Source organism: Xylanibacter ruminicola Ga6B6 (genome assembly GCF_000687715.1).
GTDB lineage: Bacteria > Bacteroidota > Bacteroidia > Bacteroidales > Bacteroidaceae > Prevotella > Prevotella ruminicola_B.
In genome coordinates this window covers 26,422-48,761 of the sequence record NZ_JHXD01000002.1, presented here as the reverse complement: position 1 = coordinate 48,761, position 22,340 = coordinate 26,422, and the positions used below count along the sequence as shown (strand labels likewise).

The window sequence follows — 22,340 nt, the reverse complement described above, 5'->3', positions numbered from 1 at the left end:
CTATAAAAAATGTGAATATGAAACCACGCTATCTTTATCCAAAAGATTATTATGCAGACCCATCTGCTAATGTGTTTAATGGTAAGCTTTATGTATATCCCTCACACGACTGGGAGGCTGGTGCTGCCTTCGACGACGACGGCGGTCACTTCCAGATGAAAGACTATCACGTTATCTCTATGGAAGATGTAGAGAATGGCGAGGTAACCGATTATGGCAAGATTCTGGATGTTGCCGACGTAAAGTGGGCCGAGAAGCAGATGTGGGATAACGACTGCGTAGAGAAGGATGGTAAGTATTACCTGATTTTCTCGGCTAAGGACTACAATGGTGTATTCCACCTGGGTGTAGCTGTTGCTGATAAGCCCGAAGGTCCATTCATTCCACAGGATCAGCCTATCCGCGGTTCGTTCTCTATCGACCCCAGCGTGTTTAAAGACGACGACGGACAGATTTACTGCTACTTTGGCGGATTGTGGGGTGGACAGCTGCAGTGGTATCAGGCTCCTGAGAAACTGGTGAAGGAAGGTGTTGACCTGGGCCCTGCTGCTGATAAGAAGACTCAGCTGTTTGCACCTGCTGATGTGCCTGCCCTGTCGAGCTTTGTAGTTAAGATGAGCGACGACGTGCTGCAGTTCTCTGAGGCTCCACGTAGCGTAGTAGTGGTAGATAAGGACGGACAGCCCCTGAAGGCTGGCGATCCTCACCGCTTCTTCGAGGCTTCATGGATGCACAAGTACAACGGCAAGTACTACTTCAGCTATTCAACTGGCGACAGCCACATGCTGTGCTATGGTATCGGCGACAATCCTTATGGACCATTCACCTATCAGGGTGTGATTCTTGATCCCGTTGTAGGTTGGACTACCCATCACTCTATCGTAGAGTACAAGGGCGAGTGGTTCCTGTTCTATCACGACTGCGTACCTTCTAACGATATTACCCATCTGCGTTCGCTCAAAGTTCAGCGTTTGTTCTATAACGAGGATGGCACTATTCAAAAGGTTGTGAATGATTAATCACCAATTTATAACCAATTATTACATTACTCATCGCGACGAGTTGCTGACTTACGTCAGTACTCGTCTTGGTGGCAGAGCAGAGGCAGAAGACGTGGTTCAGAACGTGTTTCTGCGTCTGCTCACTTCCACCAAATTAATCACCGAAACCACCTTACCAGCCTTAGCATATACCACAGCACGCCACATGATATGCGACTTTTACCGTCGACGTATCTACGCCAACGACTACGAGCATTATATCCGAGAGGTGTGTAGCGAGGAACTTTCGGCCGATTCGGTTTACTCTATCAGAGAGATAACCGAACAGCTGGAACGCGGACTGGCACGACTGCCAGAGAACTGTCGCGAAGTGTATCGTCTTCATATCTACGATGGTATGAAGGTGAGCGAGATTTCCGATTTCTTAGGCGAGAACTACAAGAGCGTAGAGTATCGCTTAGGTACAGCCCGCAAGGCTATGCGCCAGTACTTGCGAGCTATTTAAATATCAAGGTAGAGAGCTTATCGGCAGCAAACAACTCGTTTGCAACCTTCTGTACGTCGTCAATCGTTACCTTATCAATACTGTCAAACAGCTTTTCAACGTTTTTCTCCCAACCATAATGCAGGAAACTCTTACCAAAGTCGAGTGCAAACTGTTCGCGATTGTCGCAGGCAATGGCTATCTGACCTTTCAACTGCTGCTTGGCTTTCTGTAAGGCGTTGTCGCTCAATGGTTTCTGCATCACCTTATCCAATTCGCGGCGCACCAGGCGGAGGCATTTACGTACATCGTGTGGGTCGCAACCAAAATAAATGCTCCACATACCTGTATCGCTGTAGCTTACCATGGTACTCTCAACGGTATAAACCAAGCCATTTCGCTCGCGTAAAGCCAGGTTCAAGCGGGCATTCATGCTGGGTCCGCCAAGAATGTTATTCAGCAGATACAAAGGGATACGCAAAGGATGGTGGATGTCGTAGCTACGTGTGCCTAACATCACATGTGCCTGGTGCGAACCAATATCCTTGGTTATCTCTCTAGCCCCCTGGCCGAATCGGCCAGATGTGCTGGCTGTGCCAGCGCTTCTAGCAGGGCTAGCCATACTAGTACTGCTAGATGCCCCCATCATCGCCGATGACACCAGCCTTACCACTCGCTTAAAATCCACATTACCATATACAAAGAATATGGCGTTGTCAGGACGGTAGTTACGTTTTACAAATCGTAAGGCATCGGCTGTTTGATAGGTACGCAGCTGATTGGCATTGCCCAGGATGTTATGCCCCAAGGGATGACCCTCGAACAGCATATTCTCGAACTCATCGTAAATCAGCTCAGCAGGCGAGTCGTTATAACTCTCAATCTCATCGCAGATAACCTCTACCTCCTTATCGATCTCGTGCTGAGGATAAGTGCTATGAAACACCATATCGGTGAGCAGCGAGATGGCTTTTGCGATATGCTCCTTCTGGACGGCCGCATAAAAAGTGGTATCCTCTTTATTGGTAAAGGCATTCAGGTCGCCTCCCAACTGCTCCAAGCCGTTGATAATCTGCAGGGCGTTGCGATGCTCAGTGCCCTTAAACGTCATATGCTCACAAAAATGGGCCATACCCTCCTCGCCAGGCAACTCATCACGCGTGCCGGCAGCTATCTGGTAGCCACAGTAAACCACCTCGGCCACAGAAGGCTTATGGATAATACGCAAGCCATTGGCAAGGGTATAAGTATTGTAATCTGCCATATTACTCTTCGTATTCTGTAGGATCGTCGATGCCTGCATCGCTCAAGGCTTCCTTGCGCTCAACACAGGTGCCGCACTTGCCGCAATGCTTGTCGCCACCACGATAGCACGACCAGGTTTTGCTGTAGTCGATACCCAATTCCTTACCACGGGCAGCAATCTGGCCCTTGGTCATATTGCAGTAAGGCGAGAGTAAGCGCACACCATTAAAGGTACCTGCCTGAGCTGTCTTATCGAAAGCATCCACAAATTCTGGACGACAGTCGGGGTAGATGGTATGATCGCCACCATGATTGGCCATCATCACATACTGCAGATCGTTACTCTCGGCCATGCCAGTGGCAATGGCCAGCATAATGCCGTTGCGGAAAGGCACTACCGTAGATTTCATATTCTCGCTGGCATAATGCCCCTCGGGGATAGCCTCATCGCCCGAAAGCAACGAACTACGGAAATACTGGCCCATAAACTCTAAGGGAATCACCAAATGCTTGATACCCAACTGCTCGCAATGATATTTTGCAAAAGGAATCTCCTTGGCATTATGATTACTGCCATAATCAAATGATATGGCCAACGCAATACGCTCCTGATAGTCGTAGAGCAACGTGGTAGAATCCATTCCACCGCTCAAAATGATGATACTGTCTTTCATCTGCTTATTTTATTTTGGCTGCAAAGTTAGTAAAAAACCTTGTGACAAAGAAGCTATTTTATTTTTTTTCTCGAAAAAAAACATTATCTTTGCAACGAAAAAAGCTACAGATTGTTACATCTTATAAAGACTGGCTTATGAAAATACTTGTGGTTGACGATGAATTGGATATCTGCGAGATACTTCAATACAATCTAGAGACAGAAGGGTTTGAGGTAATGACCGCCAATTCGGCCGAGGAAGCTCTTAATCTTCCTCTACAAGAATATGCTCTGATTCTCCTAGATGTCATGATGGGTGAAATGTCAGGGTTCCAGATGGCTCGGAAGATCAAAGACAATCCTGCGACAGCACATATCCCCATTATCTTTATTACTGCATTAGAGGGAGAGGACAATCTGGTAAAAGGATTGAATATCGGAGCTGACGACTATATAGCCAAGCCGCTGAGCATGAAGGAGGTCAAGGCAAGAGTACGGGCAGTACTCAGACGCTCATCGCAAACCTATCATCAACCTGAGCAACAGGCCGCAAGCACTTCGGGCAACAAGATAAGCTACGAAGGTATCACGCTCGACCATAACGCCAAGACTGCTACACTGGATGGGCAGAACCTGTCACTTACCAAACTGGAATACGAACTGCTGTCGCTCCTGTTGCAGCACCCTAACACCGTGTTTTCGCGAGAAGAGCTCTTGAAATACTGTTGGCCTCAGGATGTGCTGGTGCTCGATCGTACGGTGGATGTGAACATCACCCGACTGCGCAAGAAAATCGGCCGTTATGGCAAACAGATTAAAACACGTGTAGGCTATGGCTATTGTTTTGAAAAGTAAATCGTTCCAGCGCAATCTGCTGTTTAGTATCGGTGGCGTGTTCCTGCTCTTTGCCATCTGCTTCAGTGTGTATCAATATCAACGCGAAAAAGAATACAAGATTGACATCCTGCACTCGCGACTGCAGATGTACAACTACGAAATGGTACAGACAATTGGCGAAGACAGTCTAACTAATAATCGTTTGTTTCGCGACTATGTAGAACGGCATAGCATGGAAGGACTTCGTGTGTCAATCATAGATAAGGACGGACTGGTAATCCTGGATAGCTACGAGACCCAGGTGGATTCGCTGGGCAACCATCTCCAGCGAACAGAGATACAGCAGGCATTGCATCATGGCAACGGCTACGACATCAAGCGCCTGTCGCAATCCACTCACGAAACCTACTTTTACTCTGCTACCCGCTTCGGCAATGTCATCGTGCGTACTGCTGTGCCCTACTCTGCCGAACTGACACGCTCGTTACAGGCCGACAGCACCTATATGTATTATGCCATTGTGCTGACGCTGCTGCTGGGTGTTGCCCTCTATTACATAACCCATCGCATCAGTCGCCATATCGGCTATCTGCGAGAGTTTGCCATGAAAGCCGAAGAGGGCCAACAGCTTGACCACGAACTGGAGCGGCGCCTGCCCGACGACGAATTAGGCGACATCAGCCATACCATCATTATGCTTTATTGGAAACTCCGCCATTCCGAGGAGGACAAGATACGCATCAAGCGCCAACTGACACAGAATGCCGCCCACGAACTGAAAACGCCTGCCGTCAGCATTCACGGCTATCTGGAGAGCATCCTGGATCATCCCGACATGCCCGAAGACAAGAAAAAACACTTCCTGGAGCGCTGCTATGCCCAGAGTGAACGCATGACCAAACTACTGCTTGACATGAGTGCGCTCACCAAACTCGACGAGATGGACGACAGTCGTACAGACAGCCGAAGTGCGTATCTGCAGGTTAACGTCGGTGCCATCGTACAGAATGTGCTCGAAGACACATCGCTGCAACTGAACGAAAAGCACATCACACCATCCATACAGATGCCCAAGCATGTGGAAGTGCAGGGCGACGCAAGCCTCATCTACAGCATCTTTCGCAATCTTATTGATAACGCTATAGCCTACGCCACAGGAGCCTCGCACATCGCAATCATCTGCAACGAGGTGGAGCACGAAGGGCGCCATTTCTATGAATTCCAAGTGAGCGACGATGGCCCAGGCGTAGAACCCAAACATCTGGAACACCTTTTTGAGCGTTTCTATCGTATCGATAAAGGTCGCAGTAGGAAACTCGGCGGCACAGGCCTCGGTCTCGCCATCGTTAAAAATGCTGTTGCTGTTCACGGCGGAACAACAACAGCACTCTCAACACCCGGCGGTGGACTAACCATCAAGTTTTCTCTCGCACGCTTTTAACTGGCACTATCCGTTACTTGGGGAGACGTTAAAATCTCCATCACAAAGCGGGCACCATCCGTGTAGCTCGTATCCAGATACACATCGCCTCCAAGTCGGCGAACCAGCGAACGGGCTATCGTTAGGCCAATGCCTGTTCCATCGTAATATTCGTCGAGCTGCACAAACTCTTCGAAGATATGTTCAGCCTCTTCGGACGGTATAACAATGCCAGTATCTTCGATGGTAAACACCACCTTTTCAGCATCTGCAGTTAACTTTAGCACCACTTTTTCCTTCTTTTCAGGGGCTTCGTTTGTATCGTTACGGAGCCGAGCTTCGGCATCGTGGGTAAACTTTTTGGCATTATCGAGCAACAATATCAGCGCACGTGTGACGGCTTGCTGGTTTGTTTGCAGATACAGGTTTTCGACTTCAGGCGATGACTCAAGGTAGAACGTCAGATGCTCTGCGTTGCTGATACCCGATTCATCGATGGCCTGGGCAGCAATCTGCATGACAGGTACATTGTCAGCACGCTCGATAATGGTTTTGCTGCTCACCTCAGAGAGTTCAAGCATCTTATTCACCAATGTGGTAATGCGATCGGTATTTTCGGTGATTTTGCTATTGATATCCTGACGAGTTTCATCATCCAGTTCTATACCAGGCGTGGTGATAACCTGCGTAAAGCCCGACAGAATATTCAGTGGCGTGCGTATCTCATGCGACATCTGCTGAATAAAGCTGGTTTTCATCCTGGCCGACTCCTCTGCATGTGCATTGGCTATGGCCAGTTGCACATTCTTCTGTTCCAACTGGGCATTGGCTACTGCCAAACGGCGCTCGGCTCTGTGACGGAAATAGGTATAGACCGAGAAGAAAGATGTGATAACAATTATCGCAGCCACAAGCGACAAGATACGCACTTTTGACAAGTGCTCCTGCTGCTGCAGTATCTGTTCCTCTTTCTGACGGATCGTCTCCTGCTCATCAGAGTCTATCCATTGCGACTTGATGATAGCCGAATCCAATCGCTGACAAATCTGATTGGCTACAACACTAGCCGAATCGGTCTGTCCCGTCATCAAATTAACTGTGTACTTCTTCAGCAGGAACTTCTGGATATCATCCAACGAATAGCCTGACTGCATATGCACAAATATGTTATCAAGATTACTCAGCAATTTGGCAGCAGCTTGCCATTTTCCCGCCATTGCCAAATAGTTGCTGGCATCCAGATGGCCTTCGTCGGTATTTGCAAAGTTAGATTGCTGGAAAGCCTCAAAGGCATCTTCTGCTTCGCGAATCTTACCCATGCCTTCAAATCCGATGGCTTCGAAGATGTGGCAGCGGGCCTGCTGCTTATCGATATACGCCGAATCGTTCGGGAATAACTGTTTGTACTCACTAACCAGTTTTTTTTAACGCCGGTTCCAGAACAGCCCTTTTTTGTACTTCTTCTCGCAGAACCAACCATAGGCAATATTAATAACACCCACCACGGCATCGTGATAATTCTCACGCGCATGGGCCTTGGCAATATGCTCCAGATGTCGCTGATATGCTTGTTCAAAGAGCTGGGGCACCTCCTCGTCTTCAATGTTATAATGCCCCTTGCAACAACCGGCAAAGACAAGCAGATTGGTATAGTCGCTCGTGGCAATATAATGGTGGTAGTTCAAATGCTCCAAAGCTGTTCTCACCACCTTACTGGCACTTTGAAAGTTGTAATAGCGGATATGCAGTCCTGCCAGATAACTAGCCGCACGGGCATACGTATCCAGATCGGCTGGATCATCAGAGTCTTCAATAGATACCATTGCCTCTTTCCAGAAAAATTCGGCTGTGTGTACCTGCATCATGCGATAGTAAGCAAAGCCCTGCCAAAAATAGCTCTCTGCCTCGCTCAGCACCTCAGCCTTTCCCAAACTGTCGGCCAATAACTGCATACGGCTAAAATCTTTTTGCTTAGAGGCATCCATGATCGTCTTAACAGCCTCGTCGAAAGCCGCCTTTTTGCTACCGTTCTCACAACCTGTAAGCGGCACCAATATAGCCACAGTTACAATCCATGTTAATAAAAGTAATACTCGTCGTTTTAGCATTCTTAATTGACTGAATTCTGGTAAATTTGATGGAAAAGATACTAAATATAACGGACTTTCTTCCCCATTTATAAAATTTTAACGAATATTACATCACGAATTATCTGGTGGCAGATTGCAAAGAATCGGTATTAAAACTCTTTCCAGCCTGAACAACGTTTATTACATAGTCGCCCAGTTTCTCACACTCCGAGATGAAATCTACGTAGAAAACGCCGAGCTGATAACCATAGAGGCCTGAGTTAACATCGTGCAGGTTCTGATTCTTCAGCTGCGTACGATAGTTATTAATCTCGTTTTCGATATTGTACGAAGTGGTCGGACGGGAAACAGGTGCAGCAATACGCTTCTGCATTTCAACGAGAGCCCCATCTACAAGCCCCAACATCGTATGCATATGTTGCAGTTGGGTGTCGGTAAAATCATCGTGACAATTCTGGCGATGGCGATTCAGGGTGCGACCGAGGTTATACACCGAGTCGCCGATACTCTCCAGTTCGGATATCTGACGCAACATCTTTTGTATCTGCGTCTTCGAGGCATCCGACAATCTACCCTCACTCACCTTGTTCAGGTAGGCCGCAATCTCCATCTCCATCGAATCGGTGATATTCTCGTATTTCTCAATGCGAGAAAAAGTTTTATTAAATACCACTTCATCCTCCGTCTGCATCAGATCTGTAACAAAACCAAACATTCTGTGACAGCGTTCGGCAAAATTCTGAATCTCCTTCTGAGCCTCCATAATGCTGAGTTCTGCTGTAGAGAGCAGACCACCAGAGATGAACTTCAGACGATAATCCTCGTCCTGTTCCTTCATCGGCAGTACACGACACACAAGTAACTCTATCTGATGAACAAAGCCGATGAGCAACAGAGTATTAATGATATTGAAGGCTGTGTGGAAGGCCGAAAGCTTAAAGAGATCGTTACCACCACCCATCACGCTATCCACAAACCAGCTAACGGCATGGCAAGCAGGATAAAATACGATCAGGAATGCCACAACACCAAACACATTAAAGAACATGTGGGCAAGGGCGGCACGGCGCGCCTGCGTATTAGCTGTTAACGAGGCCATAAAGGCCGTGATGGTTGTACCGATGTTCTGACCCATCGCCAATGCTGCTGCCTGCTCAAATCCGAAACCGGGGATATGCATTCCAAAAAGCATCAATGTGATAGCCATCGTGGCAGCCGAAGCCTGCACAACCATCGTTACCAACGCACCTACAATCACAAACAGGAGGATGGTAAGAAACGAATCCTGCGGCACATGAGCCAGCATGCCTGCCACCATATCGCCGATGTTCATCGCTGTTGCAGCCTCTTGCAGAAACGACAGGCCCATGAAAAGGAACGAGAAACCAAATATAAACTCGCCGATGCTCTTGCGGTTGCCCTTACCGCTGAAAATAAGCGGCATGCCAATAGCAAGCAAGGGGATGGCAAAAGCGGCAATATTTACTTTGAATCCTACGGCAGAGATAATCCACGCCGTTACCGTTGTACCGATATTGGCGCCCATAATCACACCGATACTCTGACCAAGAGTCATCAGTCCTGCATTCACAAAACTCACCACCATCACCGTTGTGGCACTCGACGACTGGATGAGTGCTGTGATGAGCACACCCGTCAGCACACCCATCACGCGGTTCTTGGTCATAGCCGCCAGAATACTGCGCAGGCGATCGCCCGCAAACTTTTCAAGACCCTCCGACATCGTTTTCATTCCAAAGAGGAACAATGCCAGCGAACCTACAAGCGAGAAAATATTAATTATCAGTTCCATCATGATATGTTTTTTCTGGGTGCAAAGGTATTACAATCTTGTTACGGCCCAGTTACGCTGATGTTACAATCTTGTTACAAACGTCGCTGTAACCATTCTATCACACGATTGAAACGGTTTTGTAACATGCGCCATTTATCTTTGCAATGTCAACCACTAACGGTTGACGAGATAAGAATTATGAATAAAGAAAAAGCTGAAAAAATTCAGAGAATCTTCAATTGGGTGAGGTTTATCCTCCTTGTGTTGCTCATCGCAGTGGTCTTTATGGCCCTTGCCTAAATCAAAAAAAGAATAGATGAATACATTATTTCTTGGAATAGTCATTTTCCTGATTGTGCTCGCGGTATTCGACCTTGTGGTGGGCGTGAGCAACGACGCCGTAAACTTTCTGAACTCTGCCATTGGTGCACGGGTGGCACGATATAGAACCATTGTCATCATAGCCGCCATAGGCGTATTTGCCGGAGCAGCACTCAGCAACGGCATGATGGACGTAGCACGACATGGCATCATGACGCCACAGTATTTCTCGTTCTACGCCGTGATGTGCGTCTTTCTGGCTGTGATGGTGACCGATGTGGTACTGCTCGACGTTTTCAACACGCTCGGCATGCCTACATCCACCACCGTATCGATGGTGTTCGAACTGTTGGGGGGAACCTTTGCCATCGCCCTGTTGCAGATACTCCACGGGGCAACGGCTGCTGACGGCACACTACTCTCATTAGGCGACCTGCTGAATACCGAGAAGGCCATATCGGTCATCCTCAGCATATTCCTCAGCGTAGCCATTGCCTTTGCGCTCGGCACACTGGTACAATGGGCAGCACGCCTTGTTTTCACCTTCACCTACCGTGTGAACGGGAGAACGACTGACCAGACGGGCAAGATGGGAAATCTGGTTGCATCATCGTTAAAGATTGGTATCTTCGGCGGACTGTCGGTAACGGCCATCGTCTGGTTCCTGCTTATCAACGGCCTGAAGAGTAGCAGTTTAATGACTCCTGAGTTGAAGGAGATGGTTAATCAGAACACGTGGTGGATTATCGGTGGAGGCATCGTGGTATTCTCGATACTGATGACTCTGCTGAGTGCCATGAAACTGCCTGTACTGAAATTCGTTGTACTACTGGGAACCTTTGCCCTGGCAATGGCCTTTGCAGGCAACGACCTTGTGAACTTTGTGGGCGTGCCACTAACTGGACTTGAGGCTTATCAGGACTACACGGACAACGGGCACGGTGATGCGCACAACTTTATGATGCGCTCGCTGATGGACAGTGCGCATACCCCAGCACCCTATCTCATCGCAGCAGGTGTGGTGATGGTACTGGCATTGGTATTCTCAAAAAAGGCCCAGAACGTGGTAAAGACATCGGTTGACCTCTCACGCCAAGACGAGGGCGATGAGATGTTTGGTTCGAGTGGCGTGGCACGAACATTGGTACGCACGTCGAGAAGCATAGCCAATAGTATTGCTGCGATGATACCAAGAAGCATGGCACGATGGATCGACTCGCGCTTCAATGCCGATGCAGCCGTTCTGAAGCAGGGAGCAGCTTTCGACGAGATACGCGCAGCAGTCAATCTGGTACTCGCTGGGGCACTGGTGGCACTGGGTACCTCACTCAAACTACCGTTGTCAACCACCTACGTTACCTTTATGGTGGCCATGGGCGCATCGCTTGCCGACCGGGCATGGAGCCGCGAAAGTGCAGTGTTCCGCATTACAGGCATGCTGTCGGTTATCGGCGGGTGGTTCATCACAGCCGGCGTGGCATTCATCTTGTGTTTTCTGGTCTGCACCATTCTATACTACGGGGCGTTTGTAGCCATGGCCGCAGCCATCATGCTGGCCATCTTCCTGCTTGTGCGCAGTCATCTGCGTTACGGCAAAAGCAATAAAGGCAACGAGGCCGACAAACTATTTACGCAGATACTGCACGCTGGCGACAAGACAGAATGTTGGGCACTGCTCCGCAAACATGTGGATTATACCACGTCGCAACACCTCCGTCAGGTGTCCGAGAATTATGTGGCACTAACCAACGCGTTCTTTTACGAGGATTACCGCACGCTGAGGCGTACAACCGTACTCACTGAGAGCCAGCGCAAAGACATCAAGCGACAGCGCCGCAAGCAGATCATTGCCCTGCGCCGTATAGATCCAGTGCTCAGCGTTGAAAAAGGCACGTGGTACTTCCTGATTATCAACTCTCTCGCTCAGATGGTGTATTGCCTGAAGCGCATGGGCGAACCTTGCAGAGAGCATGTAGGCAATAATTTCAGTCCCGTCCCCAGCAGCTATGCCAATGAGTTTCTGGTTGTTCGCAACGAGATTGTACACCTGTTTAATCGGGCCCTCAGTGCAGAATCCACCACTCTCATCCGCGAGGATGCAGCCAAACTGCAATCCACTCTCTCAAGCTATCGCCAGCGCATCATCCACGACATCCAAACCAAGCATCTGAATATCGAGAGTATGACCGTATTCCTGAACCTCGTCCAGGAATCACAAGAGCTTCTCAGTGCCTTGCGCCACACCATGCGTGGTAAAAGCAAATTCGAAAAAAGTTAAGAAAATGCATCATTTGCGCCATATACCCGAAAAAAATTGTATATTTGCAGCATGAAACTAAAAACAATTTCGATAACCGTATGCTTGCTGCTATGCTCGATGGTGAGTATGGCTGGCGTTTGGCAATATGTTGATCCACGTATTGGTAGTGAGGGTGTGGGAAGAACATTCCCTGGTCCGTCGATGCCTTTTGGTATGTGCAAACCTGGTCCCGACTGCACCGTTAAGCCCAATGCCGGTTGGGCCAAGATGCCCGAAGTGGTAACAGGCTTTTCGCAAACCCATGTGAGCGGCACAGGCGGCGGTCAGAAATATGGTAACATACTGATACAACCAGGTGTTACACCCCAGAAGCGCACGAACGAAGAATTTGCGCTGGGCTATTATGCCACCACTTTCAAGAATGGTATCCGCACAGAGATTACCACCTCGGAGCGTTGCGCCTTTTATCGCATACACTACCCAACAAATGGTTCGTTGCTGATTGATGCCACGCATTATCTGGGTAAGAACCCCATCCCCGACCAGCGCGAGCAACAGCAGTTTATTGGTGGCGAGGTAGAGGTGGTAAACAATCACGAGGTACGTGGCTACACAAGGGTTCGTGGCGGATGGAACAACGGCGATGCCTATACAGTGTACTTCTGCTTGGTAACAGATAAAGCATTTAAGCCAACGAGCGAAAACACCATCGCTTTTACTGATACCTTATTAAATATAAAGATAGGAATTTCGTACGTAAGCGAGCAACAAGCTAAGCGTAACATACCTGATGCAGACTTTGATACCCAGTTAAGTACCCTGCACAATAGCTGGGAGCAGCTACTGAGTCGTATCCAGATAAAAGGCTCTGAGGCTGATAAACGCATGTTCTACACAGCCCTTTATCACACCATGATTATGCCTGTGGATAAATCAGGTGAAAACCCAAAATGGACTGAGAAGCCTTACTACGACGATTACTATGCTATCTGGGATACTTATCGTTCCAGTTCGCCACTTATCACCCTGATCGATCCCAAGCGCGAGGCGGATATCGTAAATGCGCTGCTAAACATCTATAAACGCGAAGGTTATATGCCCGATGCCCGAAGTGGCGATTGCAACGGACGCACCCAAGGCGGTTCGAATGCCGAGGTGGTGATTGCCGATGCCTTTGCCAAAGGTGTCGAAGGCATTGATTATAACTATGCCCTACAGGCCATGCTGAAGGATGCCGAGGTGGATCCAGGTGCCGACCACGAGAAACACGGTCGTGGCGGACTGCACGAATACCTGAAATACGGTTATCTGCCTTATGGCATCGATCGTGCTGGCACGCGCACCATCGAGTATGCCTATAACGATTATTGCATTGCGCTGGTAGCCAAAGGCTTAGGCAGGACGGATGTTTACGATCGCTATCTGAAACAGTCGCAGAACTGGAAGAACCTGTGGCGTGCCGACTATGAGTGGGACGATGTGAAAGGTTATATCATGCCCAAGGATGCCAACGGCCAATGGCTCGATTCTGTGCCCTGGGGCAAATCGAAGGTTTATCATCCGCTCATACCTTATACCCCTATCACCAAAGTGGCACCTTGGTATCTGCCTTGGTGGAGCACCTTCTTCTACGAGGCCCTCTCAGCCGAGTATTCGCTCAGCATTCCTCACGATGTGCCAGGACTGATAGAGGCTTGTGGTGGCGCCGACACCTTCCGCAAACGTCTGGATATGTTTTTTGACCGCAAGCGTTACAATGTGGGCAACGAGCCTTCGTTCCTTACACCTTGCCTGTATCACTGGATTGGCAGACCCGACCTGACTTCGGATCGTATTCGCCAGATTATCAGCGAGAACTATAACGATAAGCCCGATGGTCTGCCTGGTAACGATGATAGCGGTGCCATGTCGTCGTGGTTAGCCTTCCACATGATGGGTCTTTATCCCAATGCCGGTCAGAGCTATTATCTGCTGCACGCCCCACTGATTCCAGAGTGGACCCTGCAGCTATCCAACGGCAAAACGCTGCATGGCGTACTGAAAGGCAAGGGCACCCACTTTGAGAAGGTAACCCTGAATGGCCAGCTGCTTAACGATGCCCGATTGGAACATGCCGACCTGATGCAAGGTGGCGAGTTGGTGTTCTATGTATCAACAAAACGTCAGACTAAGACAAAAGAAATATTCCCAACGTGGGAACAAAACATTCCCAACGTGGGAACAATTCATTCCCAACGTGGGAATAAAATCGCCTCAATAGCCTTTACACTCAACCAGCAGCACCGCACCTGGCCTTTGGCCTATGCCTGGCAAGGCGACACCTTAATATTAACCTGCAAAGAGGCTACTTATAGAATACCTCGTGCTGTGGTAGAGAATGGTAACGGATTCTGCTGGGAGATGCCATCTGCCGATGGTGCCATCTACGAAGCCAAAGGCACGTTTGCCTTTATCTCGCAGAAGGCCTTGAAATCATTGCAGGAAAAAGGCTACTTTATCTATGATGGTATTACCTGGCGAAAAACAGCCTCAACAAACGATACAATAAAAGTACGTGCTGATATCGATCTTACAGAAATGTGTATCTCACTGAAACACAATCTGCCTCTCGTGCTCGAAATGCGTAATAATCCTTTAGGTATCAATTGGCGTATGGAATGATAAAACGGCTATTAATAGTTATCGCTCTGCTAACATGGGGCTTTGCACTCTACGCAGTTCGTGGCGGCGCTGCGGATGTAAAACAAGAGAGCGAAGCGCGATGGCAGAAGATTGTGGCGCTTAAAAACTCATCGCAAACCCAACAGCTGGCTCAAGAGGCCAATATGCAAATGGAATGGTTCGGCTCGCATAACGAGTGGGACAACTACTATCGTACCTGGCAACTAAAAGCCAACGCCTTGAGTGCACAGGGCAAACTGCAGACTGCATTGCAGGAAACACAACGCATGCTGAGCGATGCCCAGGAGCGCGACAATAAGTTAGGACGTGCGATGGCCTATAAACAGATAGGTGTGATTTATCTGAACATGAAGCAGACAGAGCCTGCCGTTGAGGCGCTGAAGCACTATGCCGAACTGATGAAGGACGAGGACGACTTTAACTCTATCAGCAACATCTACTACCGCATTGCCAAGGCCTACGATTATAACAAGCAATACCAGCAGGAACTGCAGGAAACCAACGAGTGGATGCATTTTCTGCTTACCAAGGTTGGCAAGGTTAAGAAACCACATGTTCGCGAATGCTATAACGCCTGCTATCTGGCACGTGCTGCCGCCTTTATCGGACTGAACAAACTTCATGATGCCAAAATGGCGCTCGATACCGCTAATCATCATGCCCACCTGATTAACACCTCGCTCAGTCTGCACCACTATTATAAGATGCAGGCCCGCTACCATATGGCAGCAGGCGATGCAGCCAACGCACTCCTTTATACCGACAGTGTAAAATATATTACCAACGAAAAGGACGATCATAACGACGAGATAAGAGCCCAGGCCTTGATGCAGTTAGGACGAGGCAACGATGCGGCACAGATTTATCAGCGCCTGTATCAGGAGAAAGACTCGGTGTTTAGTCACGAAGCACGTCAACACCTCGACGAGTTGAACACCATCTTTCAGGTAGATGAGCTCAAGGAAGAGCAGCAGCACGCCAAGTTCTTCTATACCGTGCTGGCCTCGGCTACTGTGGTGGTTGCACTCCTGATACTGATGCTGTTTGGCTGGCGAACAGCTATCAGACTAAAGCGCATAAACGAAAAACTGCGCATAGCCAACGAGAAAGCCGAAGTATCATCGAAGATGAAAAGCGAGTTTATCCGTAATATCTCTCACGAAATACGTACACCACTTAACATCGTATCGGGCTTTACCCAGGTACTCACCTCGCCCGAAATGGATCTGCCTAAGACGGAAAAGAAAGATATTCAGGAGCGGGTAACCGAGAATACCGACCGCATTACCAAGCTGATAGACCGTATGCTGATGATAAGCAACATACACAGCGATGCAAAAATTGAACGCGAGGACCATACCGATATACAAACCATTGTGGCTCAGGCTATTAGTTACTCTGGCATCGAACATCACACACGCCCCACAAACAAAGAGGCTGCTGTAACGCTCAAAGTAAAGATAGATGCTGCAACCAATGCACTTACTGTGCTAACCCACAAGTTGCATACCTCACGACTTCTTGCACAGCTGCTGGAGAATGCCGCAAAGTTTACACAAGAGGGCACCATCAGCCTCCAAGCCGAGGCTATCGATGGTCTGGTTCGTTTTATCGTAGAAGATACAGGCATCGGCATTCCTGCTGATGAGACCGAACATATTTTTGATGAGTTTGTACAACTGAACGAGTTTGCCGATGGTACAGGCATCGGACTTACTGTAGCACGCTCTGTGGCCCAGAGACTGGGCGGCAACCTATGGGTTGACACTGATTATAAACAAGGTGCACGTTTTATTTTTGAACTACTAAGATACTGATATAATTATGAAGAAAGTACTATATACAATGATGTTGATAGGGTTGGCATGCATGATGGCTAACCCTGTGTTTGCACAATACGAGAAATGGGGCGGCGTGTATTATGCCTATCCCATCGAAACGGGTACAGATAAGCCTCAGTTACAATCAGCCCCTGCTGGTTACGAGCCATTTTACATTTCGCATTATGGCAGGCACGGTTCGCGCTGGCTAACCAACGATGCACGATACACTTGGGTGAACGAGCATTTTGCTGACACCAAGAACCTGACAAAGTTAGGAAAGGATGTGCGCAAGCGACTGGAGAAAATATGGAAGAACGCCAAAGGCAATGGCGGACAGCTTACAGCCTTAGGTGCCCGACAGCATCGTGGCATAGCCCGCCGTATGTACCAGAACTTCCCCCAGCTGTTTACGAAAGATGCACATCTGACGGCGCATAGCAGCGTGGTTAACCGCTGTAGAAACAGCATGTTGGCTTTTATTGATGAACTAGAGCATCTAGCCAATCTGAAAAATCTAGCAGCCATCACCGACTCGGCCGATATGGCGTGGATAGCCTATACCTCGCCTGAGGAAAAAGCGTTAGAGAACAGCACCAACGTGCCACTCACCATCTCGCCCGACAGATTTATCAAAGCCCTATATGTTGATGCTTCGAAAATAAAAGAGCCAGCCAAGTTGCTGATGGAGATACACACCATCGCATCGGATATGCAGGATGTTGAGCTGAACGTATCGCTCTACGATATCTTTACTGCCGAAGAATTTCAGGCTGTTTACGAGAAGAACAACAAGAGCATGACGATTGTTCATGGCGATGTGATTGAGAACAATGGCATACCTGCCCGCAGCGCCATCTCGCTTTGGCAACGTATCGAGGCCGATGCCGATGCAGCCATCGCCCGTGGCGGCGTAGGGGCCGACTTGCGATTCGGACACGACTCAAACCTGTACCGTTTGCTTTCTTTGATGGGCATTAAGCTGAGAGGCAAGCATTATAACTACATGGACGAGATTCTGCCCATGGCGGCTAACCTGCAGATGATATTCTACAAGAATGCACAGGGCGATGTGCTTGTGCAACTGCTGCATAACGAGCACTCGATAGGCTTTATGAGCTGGCAGGCGCTGAAGCAACAGGTAGCCGACCGTCTGCACCACTTCGAACATCTGCGCCAACTCTGTGCGCTGAACACGATGGTTGGTACAGCCCCTGCCAACACTAAAACGGCAGGACTCTTTGGCAAAGGCTCGGAGGAGCACGGACAAACGCTGCCAGCAGTACTCGTGCCCAACGGACAGAACTTCTGGACACCGCAGACCCGCGATACTGAGCAGAAGTGCATTGCACCTTATTATTATACCGACTCACTGTTTCAAGGCATTCGCAACAGTCATTGGATAGTAGGTGGATGTACACAGGATTATGGGTCGTTTACCTTGGCCGCACTCAGCGGTCAACTTCGTCTAAAGCTAGAACAACGCGCCACCCCATTCTCGCATCAACAGGAAATATCGCATCCCCATTACTATGCCGTACGTCTGCCCAAGGAACATCTGAAGATAGAGATGACAGGTAGCAGCCATGCAGCCATCTTCCGCATCACCCCCGAGCAGGACGGACCTGTACACATCGTACTGAATCATAATAGCGACGAGAAGGTGGGCTATCTGCAGATTGACCCGCAGACGAAGACTATCTATGGCCGCAACCCTGTGCATCGTATTTATCAAGGTTGGGGCGAGCAGGCTGGCTTCGATGGGCACTATCTGTTAAAGGCCTATGATGAGATTAAGGATTGTGGCGTAGATAGCCTTTGCGCCTGGTTTACCTTCGAGGGCAAAGCCCATCAGCCTATCATCCTGAAGGCTGCCACATCTTTTACTAACAGAAAGGGAGCAGAGAAGAACTTCGCCATCGAGGCTGAGGCTTTAGATTTTGACAACATGATGGCGCATACCGCCCAGCAATGGATTGAGCGACTGCACACCATCGATGTTGAGGATAGCAATACAGCACGCATCAATCAGTTTTATGGTGCCCTCTATCGCTGCTCGTTCCTCCCACGCGAGATGAGCGATGTGGATGGCAGTTATCCTAGATTTTCTAGTGGTTCTAGGACGTCTAAACCTTCAAGAAAGTTCTACGGCGACTTCTCGATGTGGGACACCTACCGTGCCCTGCACCCACTCTACACACTGATAGCCCCCGATAAGGCTGCAGACATGATGCAATCGTTGGTAACCATGTATACCGAAGGCGGTTGGCTACCCATATTCCCCTGCTGGAACTCATATACTGCCGCTATGATAGGAGACCATTGCAGCGCTGTGCTGGCCGATGCCTATATCAAAGGTATCAGGAACTTCGACTACGAAAAAGCCTACGAAGCCATGCGCAAGAATGCGTTTGAAACACCTGCCAACTTCAACGACTACAAGAACGGCATGGGTCGCAGAGCACTCACCTCGTACCTGAAATACGGCTATATCCCCTTGGAGGATGGTGTGAAAGAGGCTTTCCACCAGGATGAGCAGACCTCACGAACCCTTGAATATGCGTTCGACGATTTTGCTGTGGCCCAGTTGGCTAAGGCTTTAGGCAAGGAGCAGGATTACAAGGAACTGATGCGTCGCTCAGAAAACTGGCGCAACGTGATCAATCCCAAGACAGGCTATTGCGACGGTCGCCATCAGAACGGAAAGTTTGAGAACAACACCGACTTTATTCATCGCAAGTCGTACATTACCGAGGGGGCAACCTGTCACTATACCTGGTATGTACCACAAAATGTAGAAGGCCTCATCGATGTGCTTGGTGGCAAGGAGAAGTTCGAGGCCAAGCTCGACTCACTCTTCTCAGAAGGTCGCTACTGGCACGGCAACGAGCCTTGTCATCAGATAGCCTGGCTTTACGACTTTATCGACAAGCGCGAAAAGACCATCGAGCGTGTAGCCCATATCCTTGATACAGAGTATAACGATACCCCAGGAGGCTTGTCGGGTAACGACGATGCTGGTCAGATGTCGGCTTGGTATGTGTTTGGTTCTATCGGATTCTATCCTGTTTGTCCGGCTACCGATCGTTATATGTTAGCTGCCCCCAGATTCCAGAAGGTAACACTGAACATGGAAAAAGGCAGGAAGTTTACGATAACGCCAAACTCCCTGCCCCTTAATCGGAACTATATTACTCAGGACGAGATTAAATATTAGGCTCGTCCCAGATCTTTGTCTGTGTGCAAGCAGTACCTAAAGTCTGGTTGCCAACCTTCAGGATAAAGTCGCCCTCCTCAAGGGTCCACTTACCATCGGCGCCTACAAAGGCTAAGTTCTTGGCAGGCAACTGGAAGGTAACAGTCTTTACCTCGCCTGGCTGCAACTCAATCTTGGTGAAGTCGCGCAGACGCTTGTTATCAGGTACGATAGATGCAACCAGGTCGCTGCTGTAAAGCAGAACAGCCTCCTTACCAGCCTTAGCGCCTGTGTTCTTAACATCTACGCTTACTGTCAGCACATCAGCAGCAGTAAACTGTTTCTTGTCAACCTTCAGGTTGCTGTACTCGTAGGTAGTGTAGCTGATGCCATAGCCGAAGGGCCACTGCAGACTTACCTTTGCATCGTAGTTGTAAGCGCCAGCCATGGTTCCCACCTCTTCTGATACCTTATAATCATAGGTGTTCAGCGAGTTAATCTCGCGAGGATAGGTGTAAGGCATCTTTGCCGAGAAGTTAGCATCGCCAGCCAACAGGTTAGCCAGTGCGTCGCCACCATAGTTACCAGGAATCAGGATATCTACCACAGCCTTAGCCAATGGCTCGATATCAGCAATCAGACGAGGACGACCCTCGTTCAGCACCATAACGATGGGCTTGCCAGTCTTGGCGAGTGCCTTTACCAGGTTGCGCTGGTTTGCCGACAGCCACAGGTCGTTCAGGTTACCTGGAGTCTCTGTATATGAGTTCTCACCGATACAAGCGATAATCACATCGGCCTTGGCGGCAGCGGCTACAGCCTTGTCGATCTCAGGCTCGTTCTCATCGTAGTAAGCACCATTCTCATTATAGGTTACACCCTGCTCCAGAATGATATTCTCCTTACCATACTTATTACACAGAGCCTCGTAGATGGTGTTGTACTTCTCTGAGAGTTCCTCTGCCTTCGAACCCTGCCAGGTGTAGCTCCAACCACCATGCAGACAACGCATCTGGTTGGCGTTAGGACCAGTCAACAGAATCTTCTTACCCTTTGCCAGAGGCAGAATATTGCCCTCGTTCTTCAGCAGCACCTCGCTCTCCTCAGCAGCCTTCAACGAAGCGGCTGCAAACTCAGCACTACCAAACTTCTCAAAGCCCTTTCCACCTGTGTTTGGCTTCTCGAAGAGGCCCAGACGATACTTGGCACGCAGGATACGGCGAACAGCATCGTCGATACGACTCATCTTCACCTTACCCTCCTGTACCAGCTCCTTCAGCAGGATACAGAACTCAACGCTATAGGGATCCATCGACATATCGATACCAGCATTGATAGCAATACGGATGGCATCTTTCTTATCCTTAGCTACATGTTCACGAGAGAACAGATTGTTGATATCAGCCCAGTCGGTAACCAGGAATCCATCCCACTGCAGGTCTTCCTTCAACCACTTAGTCAGATACTCGTAGCTGGCATGAACAGGCACGCCGTTGACTGAAGCCGAGTTAACCATCATGGTGAGTGTACCTGCCAAAGCAGCAGCCTTGAAAGGCTCAAAATACTTCTCGCGAATCATCTGTGGCGAGAGGTAAGCGGGGGTACGGTCCTTACCAGTCCAAGGAGCACCATAAGCAAAGTAGTGCTTGGTGCTGGTACCTACGTGATACTGGTCGATGTGGTTATTATCATCGCCCTGATAACCCTTAATTTCAGCAGTAACCATCTTTGAGTTTACGATAGCATCTTCGCCAAAGCTCTCATATACACGAGGCCAACGTGGATCGCGACTCAGGTCAACCACTGGGTTATACACCCAAGGACAGTTGGCTGCACGACTCTCGTAAGCTGTAATCTCAGCGCCTCTGCGAGCCAGCTCGGTATTGAACGATGCACCTAAGTTGATGGGCTGTGGGAAGAGTGTTCCACCCTGAGTATAGGTTACGCCGTGGTTGTGATCCAGTCCGTAGATATCAGGAATACCCAGATACTTCATCGACTTTTTTTGAATCAGCTGGATCCACTGCTGCCACTGGGCTACTGTTGGAGCCTTAGTGCCTGGTGCATTCAGGATAGATCCCACCTTCCACTTAGAAATCAGTGTATCGAGCATCTGCTCGTTCAGTTTCCACACACGCTTGGTATCACCCTGATAGATATCTACTGGGAATCCACCCAACTTGTCGATAATCTGCTGGTCGGTCATCTTCAGCAGATCCTTGATTTCTGCTTCCGATCTGCCATACTGCTGCATCACTGAACGAACCTTTTCACGATCTACCTTGGCATTCTCCACTGTCATATTGCCAATGATGTCGAGGTTCAGTTCCAACATCTGCCCGATCTTCTCGTCGAGTGTCATCTTAGCCAGAGTCTTCTCAATCTTCGCCTCCAGCGCCGCATCGCGGGGGATAGCAGGCTTTTGTGCTAACACCATTGTTGCAGCACAAATCATCGTCATCGATAAAATTGTTTTCTTCATAAATTGTGTTGAGTTAATGAATTCTGCCTGCAAAGATAGTAAAAACATTTTA

14 protein-coding genes are annotated in these 22,340 nt (G+C 48.9%); 8 read left to right on the top strand and 6 right to left on the bottom strand.

What is annotated here, in order from left to right:
- Positions 1-17 precede the first annotated feature (17 nt).
- Both T500_RS0101870 and T500_RS0101865 read left to right on the top strand, forming a co-directional pair.
- Positions 18-1,019, top strand: coding sequence for a glycoside hydrolase family 43 protein (locus tag T500_RS0101870; RefSeq protein ID WP_013063388.1), 1,002 nt, complete (start codon positions 18-20; stop codon positions 1,017-1,019).
- Positions 1,012-1,506: an RNA polymerase sigma factor gene (locus T500_RS0101865; protein ID WP_013064192.1), complete on the top strand. Its 495-nt coding sequence runs from the start codon at positions 1,012-1,014 to the stop codon at positions 1,504-1,506. Before T500_RS0101870 ends, T500_RS0101865 begins: the two co-directional genes overlap by 8 nt.
- Here T500_RS0101865 and T500_RS0101860 read toward each other — a convergent pair.
- Both T500_RS0101860 and queC read right to left on the bottom strand, forming a co-directional pair.
- Positions 1,499-2,749: a M16 family metallopeptidase gene (locus tag T500_RS0101860; protein WP_028906709.1), complete on the bottom strand. Its 1,251-nt coding sequence runs from the start codon at positions 2,747-2,749 to the stop codon at positions 1,499-1,501. The two genes, T500_RS0101865 and T500_RS0101860, sit on opposite strands and share 8 nt — an antisense overlap.
- Position 2,750: 1 nt before the next feature.
- Positions 2,751-3,404: a 7-cyano-7-deazaguanine synthase QueC gene (gene queC / locus T500_RS0101855; protein ID WP_028906708.1), complete on the bottom strand. Its 654-nt coding sequence runs from the start codon at positions 3,402-3,404 to the stop codon at positions 2,751-2,753.
- Positions 3,405-3,541: 137 nt separating this feature from the next.
- On the opposite strand from queC, the gene T500_RS0101850 reads away from it, so the two are divergent.
- Together T500_RS0101850 and T500_RS0101845 are read left to right on the top strand one after the other, a co-directional pair.
- Positions 3,542-4,240, top strand: a complete 699-nt coding sequence (locus T500_RS0101850; protein ID WP_028906707.1) for a response regulator transcription factor — start codon at positions 3,542-3,544, stop codon at positions 4,238-4,240.
- Positions 4,218-5,663 (top strand): sensor histidine kinase, encoded by a 1,446-nt coding sequence (locus T500_RS0101845; RefSeq protein ID WP_036908227.1) that lies wholly within the window; start codon positions 4,218-4,220, stop codon positions 5,661-5,663. Before T500_RS0101850 ends, T500_RS0101845 begins: the two co-directional genes overlap by 23 nt.
- Here T500_RS0101845 and T500_RS0101840 read toward each other — a convergent pair.
- From T500_RS0101840 to T500_RS0101830, 3 genes are all read right to left on the bottom strand, one after another.
- A complete protein-coding gene (locus T500_RS0101840) occupies positions 5,660-6,961 on the bottom strand; it encodes a sensor histidine kinase (RefSeq protein ID WP_028906705.1) in 1,302 nt (433 codons plus the stop codon). The genes T500_RS0101845 and T500_RS0101840 overlap by 4 nt on opposite strands.
- Before the next feature lie 105 nt (positions 6,962-7,066).
- Positions 7,067-7,750 (bottom strand): hypothetical protein, encoded by a 684-nt coding sequence (locus T500_RS0101835; RefSeq protein ID WP_196243451.1) that lies wholly within the window; start codon positions 7,748-7,750, stop codon positions 7,067-7,069.
- Between the two features lie 100 nt (positions 7,751-7,850).
- Entirely contained in the window at positions 7,851-9,548 is a 1,698-nt protein-coding gene (locus tag T500_RS0101830; RefSeq protein WP_028906703.1) for a Na/Pi cotransporter family protein, read from the bottom strand.
- 295 nt (positions 9,549-9,843) lie between these two features.
- Here T500_RS0101830 and T500_RS0101820 point away from each other — a divergent pair, with 295 nt between their 5' ends.
- From T500_RS0101820 to T500_RS0101805, 4 genes are read left to right on the top strand one after another with little or no spacing between them, the layout of a single operon-like run.
- Positions 9,844-12,126 (top strand): inorganic phosphate transporter, encoded by a 2,283-nt coding sequence (locus tag T500_RS0101820; protein ID WP_028906702.1) that lies wholly within the window; start codon positions 9,844-9,846, stop codon positions 12,124-12,126.
- A 51-nt stretch (positions 12,127-12,177) separates the two neighbouring features.
- Positions 12,178-14,769, top strand: a complete 2,592-nt coding sequence (locus tag T500_RS0101815; RefSeq protein ID WP_028906701.1) for a GH92 family glycosyl hydrolase — start codon at positions 12,178-12,180, stop codon at positions 14,767-14,769.
- Positions 14,766-16,607 (top strand): sensor histidine kinase, encoded by a 1,842-nt coding sequence (locus T500_RS0101810; protein WP_028906700.1) that lies wholly within the window; start codon positions 14,766-14,768, stop codon positions 16,605-16,607. Before T500_RS0101815 ends, T500_RS0101810 begins: the two co-directional genes overlap by 4 nt.
- Positions 16,608-16,614: 7 nt before the next feature.
- The gene (locus T500_RS0101805; protein ID WP_028906699.1) at positions 16,615-19,827 is read left to right on the top strand and encodes a GH92 family glycosyl hydrolase; all 3,213 of its coding nucleotides are present in this window, start codon (positions 16,615-16,617) and stop codon (positions 19,825-19,827) included.
- On the opposite strand, the gene T500_RS0101800 is transcribed toward T500_RS0101805, so the two are convergent.
- Positions 19,817-22,288 (bottom strand): glycoside hydrolase family 3 N-terminal domain-containing protein, encoded by a 2,472-nt coding sequence (locus tag T500_RS0101800; protein ID WP_028906698.1) that lies wholly within the window; start codon positions 22,286-22,288, stop codon positions 19,817-19,819. The genes T500_RS0101805 and T500_RS0101800 overlap by 11 nt on opposite strands.
- Positions 22,289-22,340: the final 52 nt, after the last annotated feature.

What these genes read in the sequence shown, in the direction of transcription:
- T500_RS0101840 (WP_028906705.1), bottom strand. Translation starts at nt 6,961, where the DNA reads ATGGGTAAGATTCGCGAAGCAGAAGATGCCTTTGAGGCTTTCCAGCAA.
- T500_RS0101850 (WP_028906707.1), top strand. Translation starts at nt 3,542, where the DNA reads ATGAAAATACTTGTGGTTGACGATGAATTGGATATCTGCGAGATACTT.
- T500_RS0101830 (WP_028906703.1), bottom strand. Translation starts at nt 9,548, where the DNA reads ATGATGGAACTGATAATTAATATTTTCTCGCTTGTAGGTTCGCTGGCA.
- T500_RS0101845 (WP_036908227.1), top strand. Translation starts at nt 4,218, where the DNA reads ATGGCTATTGTTTTGAAAAGTAAATCGTTCCAGCGCAATCTGCTGTTT.
- T500_RS0101805 (WP_028906699.1), top strand. Translation starts at nt 16,615, where the DNA reads ATGAAGAAAGTACTATATACAATGATGTTGATAGGGTTGGCATGCATG.
- T500_RS0101810 (WP_028906700.1), top strand. Translation starts at nt 14,766, where the DNA reads ATGATAAAACGGCTATTAATAGTTATCGCTCTGCTAACATGGGGCTTT.
- queC (WP_028906708.1), bottom strand. Translation starts at nt 3,404, where the DNA reads ATGAAAGACAGTATCATCATTTTGAGCGGTGGAATGGATTCTACCACG.
- T500_RS0101870 (WP_013063388.1), top strand. Translation starts at nt 18, where the DNA reads ATGAAACCACGCTATCTTTATCCAAAAGATTATTATGCAGACCCATCT.
- T500_RS0101815 (WP_028906701.1), top strand. Translation starts at nt 12,178, where the DNA reads ATGAAACTAAAAACAATTTCGATAACCGTATGCTTGCTGCTATGCTCG.
- T500_RS0101800 (WP_028906698.1), bottom strand. Translation starts at nt 22,288, where the DNA reads ATGAAGAAAACAATTTTATCGATGACGATGATTTGTGCTGCAACAATG.
- T500_RS0101860 (WP_028906709.1), bottom strand. Translation starts at nt 2,749, where the DNA reads ATGGCAGATTACAATACTTATACCCTTGCCAATGGCTTGCGTATTATC.
- T500_RS0101835 (WP_196243451.1), bottom strand. Translation starts at nt 7,750, where the DNA reads ATGCTAAAACGACGAGTATTACTTTTATTAACATGGATTGTAACTGTG.
- T500_RS0101865 (WP_013064192.1), top strand. Translation starts at nt 1,012, where the DNA reads ATGATTAATCACCAATTTATAACCAATTATTACATTACTCATCGCGAC.
- T500_RS0101820 (WP_028906702.1), top strand. Translation starts at nt 9,844, where the DNA reads ATGAATACATTATTTCTTGGAATAGTCATTTTCCTGATTGTGCTCGCG.